The organism is Pseudomonas sp. RIT623, from assembly GCF_004519305.1.
Classification (GTDB): Bacteria; Pseudomonadota; Gammaproteobacteria; order Pseudomonadales; family Pseudomonadaceae; genus Aquipseudomonas.
This window is the reverse complement of the sequence record NZ_SOZA01000063.1, coordinates 1-14,095: the sequence shown is the minus strand read 5'-3', so window position 1 is coordinate 14,095 and position 14,095 is coordinate 1. Positions and strand designations below refer to the sequence as shown.

General features: G+C 67.6%; 9 protein-coding genes. 4 read left to right on the top strand and 5 right to left on the bottom strand.

Annotated elements, in window-relative coordinates:
- The first annotated feature begins 182 nt into the window (after positions 1–182).
- Positions 183–881: a pirin family protein gene (locus tag E3U47_RS24375; protein WP_134694129.1), complete on the top strand. Its 699-nt coding sequence runs from the start codon at positions 183–185 to the stop codon at positions 879–881.
- A gap of 285 nt (positions 882–1,166) precedes the next feature.
- Here the strand turns inward: E3U47_RS24375 and E3U47_RS24370 are convergent, their stop codons facing one another.
- Complete coding sequence (locus E3U47_RS24370) at positions 1,167–1,901, bottom strand: hypothetical protein (RefSeq protein ID WP_134694128.1); 735 nt, start codon at positions 1,899–1,901, stop codon at positions 1,167–1,169.
- Between the two features lie 95 nt (positions 1,902–1,996).
- Entirely contained in the window at positions 1,997–2,788 is a 792-nt protein-coding gene (hisN, locus tag E3U47_RS24365) for a histidinol-phosphatase (RefSeq protein WP_134694127.1), read from the bottom strand.
- A 226-nt stretch (positions 2,789–3,014) separates the two neighbouring features.
- On the opposite strand from hisN, the gene E3U47_RS24360 reads away from it, so the two are divergent.
- Positions 3,015–3,662 (top strand): helix-turn-helix transcriptional regulator, encoded by a 648-nt coding sequence (locus tag E3U47_RS24360; RefSeq protein ID WP_134694126.1) that lies wholly within the window; start codon positions 3,015–3,017, stop codon positions 3,660–3,662.
- Positions 3,663–3,680: 18 nt separating this feature from the next.
- On the opposite strand, the gene E3U47_RS24355 is transcribed toward E3U47_RS24360, so the two are convergent.
- Positions 3,681–4,160: a VOC family protein gene (locus E3U47_RS24355; RefSeq protein ID WP_134694125.1), complete on the bottom strand. Its 480-nt coding sequence runs from the start codon at positions 4,158–4,160 to the stop codon at positions 3,681–3,683.
- A 184-nt stretch (positions 4,161–4,344) separates the two neighbouring features.
- Entirely contained in the window at positions 4,345–10,668 is a 6,324-nt protein-coding gene (locus E3U47_RS24350; RefSeq protein WP_134694124.1) for a non-ribosomal peptide synthetase, read from the bottom strand.
- Positions 10,669–11,111: 443 nt separating this feature from the next.
- Here E3U47_RS24350 and E3U47_RS24345 point away from each other — a divergent pair, with 443 nt between their 5' ends.
- The gene (locus E3U47_RS24345; protein WP_134694123.1) at positions 11,112–11,879 is read left to right on the top strand and encodes a helix-turn-helix transcriptional regulator; all 768 of its coding nucleotides are present in this window, start codon (positions 11,112–11,114) and stop codon (positions 11,877–11,879) included.
- A 15-nt stretch (positions 11,880–11,894) separates the two neighbouring features.
- The gene (locus E3U47_RS24340; protein ID WP_134694122.1) at positions 11,895–13,331 is read left to right on the top strand and encodes an efflux transporter outer membrane subunit; all 1,437 of its coding nucleotides are present in this window, start codon (positions 11,895–11,897) and stop codon (positions 13,329–13,331) included.
- Here E3U47_RS24340 and E3U47_RS24335 read toward each other — a convergent pair.
- The gene (locus tag E3U47_RS24335; RefSeq protein ID WP_134694121.1) at positions 13,301–14,053 is read right to left on the bottom strand and encodes a helix-turn-helix transcriptional regulator; all 753 of its coding nucleotides are present in this window, start codon (positions 14,051–14,053) and stop codon (positions 13,301–13,303) included. The genes E3U47_RS24340 and E3U47_RS24335 overlap by 31 nt on opposite strands.
- Between the last annotated feature and the right edge of the window lie 42 nt (positions 14,054–14,095).

Below are 14,095 nucleotides of genomic sequence, written 5' to 3'. Positions count from 1 at the left end.
CCTGATCCGCCGCAAAGCGCCAGCGAATGCTTATGGATCATGGGATTAGGCGATGAACCGCAGGTAGCGTCGAACTCATAACAATCTATTAATTAGATCAAACCAAGTCGATATTTACGCTTTTTTTCGATCTTTCAAACACCCATCATGGCCCCATTCCACAGATTCAGAGGAGCACCATCATGCTGCAACTGCGACCCTTCGAAAGCCTCGGCCATGCCAACCACGGCTGGCTCGACGCCCATCACCACTTCTCGTTCGCCGAATACCATGATCCGGCGCGCATGCACTGGGGCAACCTGCGGGTCTGGAACGACGACCTGATCGCTGCCGGTGCCGGCTTCCCGCCACACCCGCACCGCGACATGGAAATCATCACCTATGTCCGCGAAGGCGCCATCACCCACCAGGACAGCCTGGGCAACAAAGGCCGCACCGAGGCCGGTGATGTGCAGGTGATGAGCGCCGGTAGCGGTATCGTGCACAGCGAATACAACCTGGAGCAGGTTGATACGCGGATCTTCCAGATCTGGATCATTCCCGAGAACCTTGGCGCTGCGCCGTCCTGGGGCACCCGGCCCTTCCCCAAGGGGGAGCGTGGCGAAGGTTTCGTGACCCTTGCCAGCGGCCGTGCGGAGGATGAAGGCAACCTGCGCATCCGTACCGATGCCCGCCTGGTGGCTGCCACCCTGAAGGCTGGGGAAAGCGCCGAGTACACCTTCGACCCGGGGCGCCGTGGCTACCTGGTGCCGGCCAAGGGCCGGGTCGAGATCAACGGCGTGCAGGCCAAGGCCCGCGACGGCGTGGCGATCGAGCAGGAAAGCGTGCTGCGAGTGACCGCGCTGGAAGACAGCGAGATCGTCCTGGTCGATGTGGCTTGAGTGCACGAGCCAGCTTGCTGGCGAACCAGGCGCCACGGAGCCTCGCTGTTCGCCGGCAAGCCGGCTCCTACAGGTTTGCGGCGCACCCCGCCCCGTAGGAGCCAGCTTGCTGGCGAACCAGGCGCCACGGAGCCTCGCTGTTCGCCGGCAAGCCGGCTCCTACAGGTTTGCGGCGCACCCCGCCCCGTAGGAGCCAGCTTGCTGGCGAACCAGGCGCCACGGTGGATTGCCGGTGTTCGCCGACAAGCCGGCTCCTACGGCGGTTACGGCCGCTAGCAGACCCGCTCACTGCACCGGCAGGAAGTTCATCAGCAACAGGCTCTGCGCATAGTTCAGGCCAATGCGCCGATAGCGCTCATCGAGCATCTGCGCCAGCAGGTCGAGGCGCGCGACCACCTTGCCGAATTCCACGGCAAAACTCAGGTTGCTGCCCTGCTCGGAAATCTCGTTGGAGAACAGCAACAACACCCCGTTGGCATCCTGGCGCTGGCTGAGCATCCAGGTGGCCTTCTCGATATTGCGCGCCGCGTTGTTGATGAACAGCGGGTCGATGGCGTCGGTCATGTAGAACTCGGTACGCCCGCCGTGGGCAGTGACCAGCATGCTGCCGATGGCATAGATGAACGCGCCGACCCGGTCGCCGCGAAACTCCGGGCTCAGGGCATAGCTCAAGGCCGCCAGGTCGCGGCGCTCGCCCAACTGCGGCAACGGCTGGCGCTGCTCGATGGCAATGCGGATCTGCCGCGCGGCGGTAGTGGCGTCGAGATAGCCGGACTGTTTCCACTGGCTGGGGTTGCGCAGGTACAGCTTGTTCATCAGCAGATACAGGCTCTGCAGGTTGTCGCGCATGGCCAGCGTCGCCATGCGGTCGACACTGGTCTGGAACAGCTCGTCAGGCTTGCCATTGCGCAGCTGGGTGAGCAGGTCGCTGCCCTGCTGCTGGCTACAGCCGCTCAAGGCAACCACGGTGGCCGCCAGCAGCAGGCGTGGGGGGATCAGGGCAAGTCGTCGTACAGCCATCGGCACCGGTAGCAAGGGTCGGCCGCAACGGGGATCGCCGCGACCTGGCCATGCATAGAACGCACAAATGCGAAAAAGTGCGATGGTACCGGGTGTTACATGGCGTGACGCAGTATCGCCACCACCTGCGCATGCAGCGCCGGATCACCGCACGCCACCACGCAACCGCCGTTCTGCGCGGTGCTGCCATCCCAGGCAGTGATCACCCCGCCCGCCCCTTCGATGATCGGCATCAGCGCCTGCACGTCGTAAGGTTGCAGGCTGGCCTCGACAATCACGTCGACGAACCCCGAAGCCAGCATGCAATAGGCGTAGCAGTCGCCGCCGTAGCGCATCAGCCGGGCCTGGCCGGCCACCTGCTCGAAGGCCGCCTTGCGCCCTGGCGTGTCGAACATGTCCGGGGTGGTGCACATCAGCGTGGCTGTGGCCAGCTCGCCACAGGCGCGGGTTTTCAGCCGCGTACCGCTGCGCCAGGCGCCTTCGGGCGTGCCGACGAAACGCTCGCCGGTGAACGGCTGGTTCATCACGCCGATGACCGGCCGCTGGCCATCGTTGAGGGCGATCAGCGTGCCCCACAGCGGCAGGCCGGTGATGAAGGCGCGGGTGCCGTCGATGGGGTCGAGCACCCAATGCAGCGGGCTACTGCCCGCTACCGTTCCTTGCTCCTCGCCCAGAATGCCGTGCTGCGGGTAGCGCGCCTGGATCAGCGCGCGCATGGCGTCCTCGGCGGCCTTGTCGGCCACGGTGACCGGATCGTACAGACGCCCGCCCTTGTCCTCGACCTCGAGGCTGGCGCGAAAATACGGCTGGATCGCGTGGGCGGCGGCATCGGCCAGCTGTTCGGCGAAGGCGCGGAATTCGCCGATCTGTGCTGTGCTCAGGGACATGGGGCGGGCCTCGTTGGGGAAAGGGCTCGCATCATACCCGAGTGCATGGGCGACTGTGACGCACGGGCGCAAGTGATATTGTTATGCCATTATTCCAGCTTCATTTAACCGTCACTCAATCGTTGTACTAGGATAGCAAGCAGCGCCAACGGCCCCGCCGCCAGCCAAGGATGCTGGCTACAGGCGTGCATGGCCTTTCGTACCACCGTACCTCATGGATGACACGATGAATTCGCACCTGCTGTTTCCGCAGATCGGCAAAGTCATAGCCAGTACCGGCAGCCGCCACTTCCCCCGGCACCTGCACGACCTGATCCAGACTCACCTGACCATCGACGCCACCCATATCCGCCAATTGCGGGTGGCCCCTGCCTGCTGCGCCCATGCCGACGCCACGCTGCTCAGCGAGACGGTGTTCAGCGCCGGCGAGCCGAGCGACGTTTTCGACGACCCGGCACGCCTGCGCCTGGCCCGGCGCAAGGATGGCTACCACTACGAAATCACCGTGCTGCGCGCCGATCCGCGCTACGGCTTCTCCGCCACCGAGCGCAGCCGGCTGGAGGATATCTCGCCGTTGTTGTTGCCCATGCTGGAAAAACACATCAGCGCCTTGCAGCCGCCCGTGGCCCAGGCAAGCGAACCCGAAAGCCTCGAACAGCGCTTCGTCGAGCGCTTGCGCCAGACCGGCATCGCCCTGTCGGAGCGCGAAATGCAGGTATGCCGGGGGCTGCTGGCCGGGCACACGGCACCACAGCAGGCCGAACGCTTGCAGTTGAAGGTCAATACCGTGGAGAGCTACCTGCGGCGCGCGGCGATCAAGCTGGGGATCGGCGGGCGCCATTCGCTGATGCGCTGGATGTATGGCGAAAGTTGAAACTGGCGTGTCGTACCCTCAGCCCTTGAGCGCCTTCTCGATGGCGGCAATGTCGATCTTGCCCATGCTCATCATCGCCTCCCAGGCGCGCTTGGCCGCCGCCCGGTCGCTACCGGCCACGGCCTGGGTGAGGATGCGCGGGCTGATCTGCCACGACAGCCCCCACTTGTCCTTGCACCAGCCGCAGACGCTGGCCTGGCCTGCGTTGTCGACGATGGCGTTCCAGTAGCGATCGGTTTCTTCCTGGGAGTCGGTCGCCACCTGGAACGAAAACGCCTCGCTGTGGCGAAAGCTGTCGCCGCCGTTGAGGCCGAGGCAGGGTATGCCCATCACGGTGAACTCAACGGTGATCACGTCGCCTTCCTTGCCGCTTGGGTAGTCCCCCGGTGCCTTGTGCACAGCAGTCACGCGGCTGTCGGGAAAGGTTCTGGCGTAGAAGTTGGCGGCAGCCTCGGCGTCGTTTTCGTACCAGAGGCAGACAAGGTTCTTGGGGGACATGGGGGCCTGCGGGGTTTCAGGGTTTAACCGCAGTCTAGTCCCCGTTGCCGCCTGGAAGGCACGCCTGCGATCAACGGTGGGGGAATGTGCACCGACACACCGTATCGCGCCTACGCGCGCTCGTGGCGTGCATCGCGCCACCCAAACGCCCGTTCAAGACTCACCCATGTAACCCGGATCCCCTTCAAATCCGCCGTCGCCCGCCCAACCCCGGCACCGTCGAGCGCGGAATGTCCACCTGCTGCACCTGGCGCTGCGTATGCGCCGCCAACCCCGCCAGGGTCGGCTGCTTGAACAACATCCGCGCATCGGCATGCAACCCCGCCTGACGCATGCGCGCCACCAGGCTGACCGCCAGCAACGAATGCCCGCCCAGCTCGAAGAAGTTGTCGTCGCGCCCTACCTGCTCGACCTTGAGTACCTCGCTCCAGATCTGTGCCAGCGTCTGCTCCAGCGCATCCCGAGGCGCTGCATAGACGCGGCTGATCACCGCCTCCACCCCGGGCGCCGGCAAGGCATTACGGTCGACCTTGCCATTGGGGCTCAGCGGCAACGCGCCGAGCACCACATAAGCCGACGGCACCATGTAGGTTGGCACGCGTGCCAGCAGGTGGTTGCGCAGAGCCTCCAGCGTCGGCGCGGCCTGCCCTTCGCGGCAGGTCACGTAGGCCACCAGGCGCTCGTCGCGCACCAGCACCACGGCCTGGTCCAACGCCGGATGGGCCACCAGCAGCGCCTCGAGCTCGCCCGGTTCGATCCGCAGCCCGTTGAGCTTGACCTGAAAATCGTTGCGCCCAAGGAACTCCAACTCGCCATCGGCGCGATAGCGCACCAGGTCGCCGGTGCGGTACAGCCGGTCGCCCGTCACGAACGGGCTGGCGATAAAGCGCGCCGCCTGCAGCACCGGCAAGCCCAGGTAGCCCCGGGCCACGCCGATACCGCCGATGTGCAGCTCGCCAGTGCAACCCAGCGGCACCGGGCGGTCCTGGGCGTCAAGCAGGTACAGCCGGGTGTTGCCGATCGGCCGGCCGATCGGCGGCGCGCCGAGGGGCAGCGGCGCATCCGCCTCGAGGGTCCAGGCGGTGCTGTCGACGGTGGCCTCGGTGGGGCCGTAGACGTTATGCAGGCGCACCTGCGGCAAACGCTCGCGCACACGCTGGACCAGGGCCAGGGTCAGCTCGCCGCCGCCGCAGAAGATGTCGGTGAGGCTGCTGCACTGCGCCACCTCTGGCGCATCGAGGAAGGCATGCAGCAGGGCCGGGACGAACTTGACGATGCTCACCCGCCGGGCCTGGATCAGCCGCACCAGGTACTCGGGGTCGCGGTGCCCGTCAGGGCGCGCCAGCACCAGGCGCAGGCCGGCGCACAGGGGCCAGAACAGCTCCCACACCGAACCGTCGAAGCTGAACGGCGCCCGTTGCAGCAAGGCGCCGTCGGGCTGCGGCGGGCACAGGCTCGAGCCCCAGTGCATCAGGTTGCACAGGCCACGATGCGCGACCATCACCCCTTTCGGCGTGCCGGTGGAGCCCGAGGTGTACATCACGTAGGCCAGGTGCTCACCGGTCAGCGCCTCGAGCGCCGGGGCCTGCGTGGGGTGAGCCTGCCAATCGGCGCGGTCGAGGTCGACCATCGGCGTCGCCACGTCGGCCCACAACCCCCGCGTGGCGCCATGCACCAGCAAGGCCACTGGGGCGCTGTCGGCGAGCATGTAGTGCAGGCGTTCATCGGGGTAGCCGGGGTCCAGCGGCACATAGGCGCCGCCGGCCTTGAGCACGCCCAGCAGGCCGATCAGCAACTGCGCGCCGCGCTCGATGCACACCGCGACCCGCAGGTCCGGCCCTACCCCCAGGCCGATCAGGTGATGGGCCAGGCGGTTGGCCTGGGCCTCCAGCTCGCGGTAGCTGAGCTGAGCGTCCTCGCCCTGCACTGCCACGGCATCCGGCGTGCGCCGCACCTGGGCGGCAAACAGGGCAGGCAGGTGCAGGCAGCCAGGGTCCAGCGCCACCTCGGTGTCATTGAGCGTGTCCAGCAAGTAGCGGCGTTCGTCGGCGGGCAAGGTGCTCAAGCTGTCCAGCGCCAGTGCCGGGTCGTCCGCCAACGCCGCGGCCAGGGCCTGCAGTGCGCACTCGACATGCCCCAGCACCCGCGCCGCGCCCAGTTCGCGGGGCGCACGCACGGCCAGGCGCAGGGCATCGCCGTCATCGTCCACGGTCAGTACCAGTGGGTGGCTGTGTACCTCGCTGGCCTCTTCCAGCGTCACGCCCGGCAATGCCAGGCGCTCGGCAGCCGGTCCGTGACGGTAATTGAGCAGGCTGTCGAACAATGCCACGCCAGCCGGCAAACCGCTGCAACGCTGGGCCAGCACTCGGGGCGCATCCTCATGGGCCAGCAAGGCAGCCAGTTGCGCATGGGTCGCCGCCAACGCCTGGCCTACACTGCATCCGCCCAGCCTCACCCGCAGCGGCAAGCTATTGATGAACATGCCCAGCGCCCGGTCGGCACCCTCGCCGGCCATCACCCGGCCCAGCAGCACGCTGCCGAACACCACCTCGTCACGCCCGCGCAATGCCCCCAGCACCTGAGCCCAGGCCAGGTGCAGCAGGCTGCCCAGGCCGACATCCTGCGCGCGCGCCAGGCGCCGCAGCGTGGCGGCGAACGGCGTCGCGAGCGTGACCGCGCGGCTGTCCGGCGCACCGCCCTCGCCCATCCCCGGTAGCCGCGCCGGGGCCTCGACACCGGCCAGGCTGGCGTTGAAGAACGCCTCATGGCTGGCCTGACGAGCCGGGTCGCGGCTATGGGCGACATAGTTGCGGTACGCCACGGGCGCAGGCAACGTGGCCGCCTGGCCGAGCATCATCGCGCGCAGTTCATGGAGCAGCACCTGCACCGACACCGCGTCATTGACCAGATGGTGGAAACGCAGCAAGCCCAGCCAACGCCCCTGGTCCTCGACGCAAGCCAGGGCCATCATCGGCGCCACGCGCAAGTCCAGTGCCTGGCCCTCGGCGCGCAACGCCGACACGGCAGCCCCCGGCGCTGCGTCGAGCACCGTCAGTGGCAACCTGGCCTGGCGCCAGACCACCTGCTGCGGCTGCTCCAGGCCCTCCCAGGCCAGGCTTGTGCGCAGAATATCGTGGCGCGCGATGACCTGCTCCAGCGCCCGGCTGAAGACATCAAGGTCCTCGCGACTGGCAAAGCTGAACAAGGCGTCCTGCTGATAGGGATCGCGGGCCTCGGTGAGGTGGTGGTAGAGCAAGCCCTCCTGCAGCGGGGCCAGCGGATAGATCTCCTGCACATTGGCCGCGCCGCCGGGCACCGTGGCGACGATACGCTCGATGGCGGCCTGGTCCAAGGCCGCCAGGGCCAACAGTTCGGGGGTGATCCGCGCGCAGCCCGCGGGCACCCGGTTGGCCGGTATCAGTTCAGTCTTGCCCGTGTCGACGGCAGCCGCCAGGCTGGCCAGGGTCGGTTGGCCAAACAACACCTGGGCATCGACCTGCAGGCCCTGCTGGCGCATGCGCTCGATCAACTGCACCGCCAACAGCGAATGGCCGCCCAGCTCGAAGAAATGGTCCTGGCGACCAACTCGCTCGACCTGCAACAGCTCGACCCACAGCGCCGCCAGGCGTTGTTCGAGCGGCCCCTGGGGCGGCTCGTGGGCGCGGCGCAACTGGGCGTCCATGGTCGGCGCCGGCAAGGCGCGACGGTCAAGCTTGCCATTGGCGGTGAGCGGCCAGCTCGCCACGGCCACATAGGCCGATGGCAACAAGGCCGTTGGCAGCCTGGCCCGCAAGTGTTGGTGCAAGGCCAGCGGGCTGGTGGGCACGGCATCGAGGAACCAGGCCACCAGTTGCCCGTCACGCAACAGCACCACCGCCTCGCGCACAGCCTCGTGGCTGGCCAGCGCCGCCTCGATTTCGCCCAGTTCCACCCGCACGCCGCGAATCTTCACCTGGTCATCGTTGCGCCCCAGGTAATCCAAGGTGCCGTCAGCGCGCCAGCGCACCAGGTCGCCGGTGCGATAAAGGCGTGCCTTGGCCTGGGTGGCGAACGGGTCGTCGATGAAGCGCTCGGCGCTCAGCCCGGGCCGGTTCAGGTAGCCCCGGGCAACCCCCAGCCCGCCGATATAGAGCTCGCCGACAGCACCGATCGGCAGCAGGCGCTGGCGCTCATCGAGCACGTACAAGCGGGTGTTGGCGATCGCGCCACCGATATGCAGCGGCGCCCCGGCCTCGACCCGCCCCGAACTGGCCACCACCGTCGCCTCGGTCGGCCCATAGTTGTTGACCACCTGATAGCCGCGTTCACGGGCCAGGCGCCGCAAGCGATCACCACCCACCAGCAAGGTGCGCAGGGTCGGGTGCGGCTGGCCTTGGGCGAAGGCATGTTCGGCCACCGGGGTGGGCAGGAAACTCACCTGCAAGGGCTGGGCGCGCCACCAGCGCAGCAGCCCGTCGATATCCTCGCTGCCCTCGCCCACCGGCGCCAGGTGCAGGGTCGCGCCGGCGCACAATGCTGGCCAGATTTCCCAGGCCATGGCATCGAAACCGAAGCCGGCCAGGCTCGATACATGGCTGCCGGCGCGCACATCGAAGGCCTCGCAGTGCCAATCCACCAGGTTGGCGAGCATGCGCTGCTCGACCATCACGCCCTTGGGCTGGCCGGTGGAGCCGGAGGTGTAGATCACATAGACCAGGCTGTCGCCGGCAAGGCCCGGCACCTGCGGGTTGGCTAGCGCCGGCGCGGTCTGCTCCAGGCGGTCCAGTTCGATCACCGGCAGCTCGCAAGCGCCCAGGCGTTGGCGCAGGTCGGACTGGGTCAGCAGTACCTGCGGCGCGCAATCCTGCAACAGGTAGTCCAGGCGCTCGCGCGGATGCGCCGGGTCGATGGGCACATAGGCGCCGCCAGCCTTGAGCACGGCCAGCAAGCCGACCAGGGTGTCGAGCCCACGCCGGGCCATCACCGCCACGCGCAGCTCGGGCCCCACGCCCAGGTCGATCAGTCGCGCGGCGAGTGCGTTGGCCTGCTGGTTGAGGGCGCCGTAGGTCAGTTGGCGACCCTGCTGCTCGACGGCCACGGCATCCGCCTGGCGGGCGGCCTGGGCTTCAATACGGCGGTGCACCAGGCACTGCGCCGGGGGCTTGGTGGCGGTAGCGTTCCATCGTTCGAGCAACTGCTGCTCGGCCGGCAACAGGATGTCGAAGGCCTCGACCCTGCGCTGCGGCTGCGCCACCCCTTGGGCCAGCACCCACAACAGGCGTTCGCCCAGTGCCTGTACTTCGTCGCTGTCCAGCCAGGCCAGGTTGTGCACCAGGTGCAGCCAGGCCTTGCCGTTGTGGCGATTGCTGCGCAGGTACAGTGACAACGGCGTGGGTTCGTGGTCGTTGCTGACCTTAACCGTATGCGCCGGCAAGGCGCCATAGCGCAGGTCGCTGCCCTCCTCCTCGTAGGACACCGTCACTTCGAACAGTTGCGCGCGCTCCTCGCGCAGCAGGCCCAAGGCGCGGTTGAGTTCACTGACCGGCAGGCGCTGATGGCGCAGATCACGGCGTAACGCGTCGGCGATGGCGCGGACCAAGGCGGCGAAGCTCAGTTCGCGACCAAAATCCATGCGCAGCGCGCTGACCTGGGCGAACAGCCCGAGCGTCGCCTTGTGCCGGGCGCCGCCCCGGTTGCGCAGCGGCAGGCCCACGACCCAGTCGTCACGCTGGGCACTGCGGGTGAAGCAGACATGCAGCGCGGCCAACAGCACGTGCAACACCGAGGCCTGCTGCGTGCTGGCCAGCTGTTGCATGCGCGCCAGCAGTTGCCCATCGAACGGCTGCGCGCACGCTTGGCTCGGCGATGCGCCGGCCGCCGCGCGTTTGCGCGGGCGCAGCAAGGCGTCGGGTAGCTGGCGGTAGCGCGCCAACCAGTAGTCACGGTCGCGCTGCTCGCGGGCCGAGCCCTGGTAGGCGTGGTCTTCATCGATGTATGCGCGGTAGGAAGGCGCTGCAACCGGCAACGCCAAGCCCTGCTCGAGCAGCCCGTAATACTGCCCCAGTTGCTGGAAGAACTGCTCGAAGCCCCAGCCATCGAGGATCAGGTGGTGGGCCTGGGCAGCCAGCCGATAATGCTGGTCGGCCAGGCGGATCAGCGCCACCCGCAGCAATGGGCCCTGGTCGAGGCTGAACGCCTGGCGCATCTGCGCCTTGATCAGGCGTTGCGCGGCGGCCGGCGGGTCGTCTTCGCCGCGCACATCGTGCTCGCTCAGGGGCACCACCAGGGCGTCGACGAAACGTTGACGTGGCAGGCCGCTGCCAGCCGGGTCGTCGACCAGCACGCTGCGCAGCGCATCATGCATGCGCACCAGGTGTGCCAGTGCCTGGCGCAGCCGGGCCGGGTCGAGCGCTCCTGGCAGTTCGACGTAGCCGCCGATGTTGTACAGCGGAGAGTCGCCGTGGCTCAACTGGTCCAGCCAGATGTCGCGCTGGGCGCAAGTCAGGGCAAAGCTGTCGGCGGCGAACATGGGACTTCATCCTTGAAACGGGGTTATCGGCGTATTCAAGCATCGGCTTGGGGCGCCTGTATGGCCTGACAAACCCGGACAGCGCGCCATTCGATCTGAGCAGTTGCTCATCGCCTAAAGCACCGAACAAACGCACTGATTTTTTTGTAGGACATTGGCCACCCTGCAACACCCGCCACGACCTACCCGCAGCGCTTGTGGTCGCCATTACCCGCGATCCAGTGGCTTTCTGGCGGAAATCGTCCGACAAACCGACAGGCAAGCGCCCAGCCACCGGCAACCCAGACGCCTTTTCCCGGCGCGAAAAATGGCATTTGCTGTCCCCGGTTTCCATTACAGACGCAGGCTTGGAGCCTGCTATTCAATACCGCCAAACCCGCCCCGCAGAGAGGAAGCGCCCGCGAGCCCCACCCGCAGCGTTAGCGAATCAAGGAAGAAAGCACATGAAGCTGACCGACAGCCCCGCACACCGCCACGACCCGCTGCTGTACCTGCAGTTGGGCGCGCTGGTCGCCAGCACCGGCGACAGCACCTTTGCCGAGCAGATGTTCGAGCTGGTTGGCGACCTGGTACCAATGCATCGGCTCGACCTCAGCGAATGGACCCTCGACAGCCAGCAGACCCGCATCCAGGCGGTCAAGGCGCTGGGCAGCGCCGGCCATGCGCAGGCCGTCAACACACGGCCGCTGCGCCATCCGTTGTTGCAGAGCATCATGCGCATGGAAGATCCACTGCTGATCCAGATCAACACCCCGGTGGGCGCCCAGGGCGATGCCCACCAATGCAAGCTGGTCTCGCGCAGCGGCAACCGCCGCTGGGTGATCTGCTGCTTTCGCCAGCCGAGCCAGCGCGCGTTCTCCCTGGCCGAGCTGGCACTGCTCAAGACCTTGTCGGACACCCTGCTGCCCCTGGTCGAACACCACGCGCAGCTACTCCACTCGGCCGGCCAGCGCCGCCCCGGGCAACTACTGCCCGATGAAGCGGGCACCCTGCGCCAACTGTTCACCGACCGCCTCGAACAGGAGGCCATTCGCCTGTCCAGCCGCGAACAGGAGGTCTGTATCGGCCTGCTGACCGGCGACACCGTGCCGCAACTGGCGCTGCGCCTGCACGTCAAGAACAGCTCGATCGAAACCTACCTCAAGCGCGCCACGGCCAAGCTGGGTGTCAGTGGCCGTCACGGCCTGGCCCGCTGGCTGGCCGGGCGCTGACCGCCGAGACCCGCCATGCCGCGAATCACCTTGCCCCTGCTGGCCACACTGTTGGCCGGCTGTACCCTGGCGCCGGACTACCAACGCCCGGCCTCGCCCGCGCCAGGCCAATACCCCGCTGGCGCCGCCTACCAGGATGGCCCGGCCGCCACGGCCTTGCCCCGCGATTGGCAGGCGGTGTTCCACGACCCCGCCCTGCGCCAGTTGCTGGCCAAAGCCATGGCCAACAACCGCGACCTGCGGGTGGCCGTGCTCAACGTCGAGGCCTACCGCGCCCAGTACCGCATCCAGCGCGCCGAATTGCTGCCGAAGATCTCCGCCAACGCCCAGGGCACTCGCCAGTACCTGCCCCGCCGGCGCACCGGGGGCGACGGCATGATCAGCAGCCAGCAGTCGGCCACCGTTGGCATCAGCGCCTATGAGCTCGACCTGTTCGGCCGCCTGCGCAGCCTCAGCGACCAGGCGCTGCTCAACTACCTGGCCACCGACGAGGCCCGGCGCAGCGCCGAGCTGAGCCTGATCACCAGCGTTGCCGGTGCCTACCTCACCTGGCGCGCCGACCAGGAGCTGCTGGCACTGTCGCAGCAGACCTTGCAAGCCGATCAACAAAGCCTGCGCCTGACCCAGCGTCAGCGCCGCACCGGCACGCTGTCGGCGCTCGACCAGATCCAGGCCACCACGCGCGTCGACAGCACCCGCGCCGCGGTAGCCCGCTACACCCGCCTGGCCGCCCAGGACCTCAACCAACTTGAGCGCCTGGTCGGCATCGCGGTGCGCGACGACCTGCCGGCCATGGCCCTGGCCCTGGCCGACGAACAGATTGCCCGCCTGCCCGCAGGCCTGCCCGCCGACCTCTTGCAACGACGCCCCGACATCCGCCAGGCGGAGTACCAGTTGCAGGCGGCCAACGCCAATATCGGCGCGGCGCGGGCGGCGTTCTTCCCAAGCATCAGCCTGACCGCCAATGCCGGCAGCAGCAGTCGCCAGCTCGCCGACTTGTTCGACACCGGCTCCGGCACCTGGCTGTTCCAGCCGCAGATCAACCTGCCACTGTTCAACGCCGGCAGCCTGCGCGCGAGCCTGGGCTACGCCAAGCTGCAGAAGGACATGCAAGTGGCGCGTTACGAGAAATCGATCCAGACCGCGTTTCAGGAAGTCGCCGACGGCCTCGCCGCGCGCAGCACCTACCAGAGCCAGTTGCAGGCCCAGCGCGACCTGGTGGCGGCCAGCCAGCGCTACCACGACCTGGCGCAAAACCGCTACCGCAACGGCATCGACAGCAGCCTGACCTTCCTCGACGCGCAGCGCTCATTGTTCAGCGCCCAGCAAGGCTTGATCAACGACCGCCTGGCCCAGTTGCTGGCCGAGGTCAACCTCTATGCCGCGCTGGGGGGGAGCTGGGAGCAGCAATCGGTTCTGGCTTACCAGCGCTCGGCGGCCCTGCCGAAATAGACCGAGGGCGACACCCCAAGGGTGCGGCGGAACATTGCGCTGAACGCGCTGGGGCTGTCGTAGCCCAAGTCCAGCGCCACTGCCAGCACCGATTGTCCGGCCGCCAGGGCATCGAGGCTGGCCAGCAGGCGCATGCGCCGCAGCCACTGCACCAGGCTCAGACCGGTTTCACGCTGGAAGGCGCGGGTCAGGGTGCGCGGGTTCAGGCCACTGTGGGCCGCGGCGCGGGCCAGGCTCCAGGCCTCGGCCGGGGCTTGGCGCAAGGCTTCGCACAGCGCCTGCAACTGCGCCGAACGCGGGCTGGGCACATGCAGGGCAGACACCGGCAGCACGCGGATCTCATCGAGGATCAGTTGCATGATCCGCGCCTCGCGGCCTTGCGCCGGGTAGTCGCAGGGGATGTCCATGGCCCGCACGATCAGCTCGCGCAACAGCGCTGAGATCTCGATCACCTGGCACTGATGTGGCAGGTCGGGGCGCGCGGCAGGGTCGACGAAAAGCGTGCGCATGCGCACCACGCCGGCCATGCGCAGTTCGTGCTCGGCCGCCGCCGGAACCCAGACCCCGCGCCCTGGCGGAACCACCCAGCTGCCTTCGCTGGCGTTGACCGTGACCACCCCACTGATGGCATGGATCAGTTGCGCACGATCGTGACAGTGCGGGGCGATATGCTCGCCATGGCGGTAGTTCTCGGCGAGGGGCAGGATAATTGGGCGGGGCATTGGCGCAGACCTGGCGGTGGCGAGGGGAGATTATTGGCGATT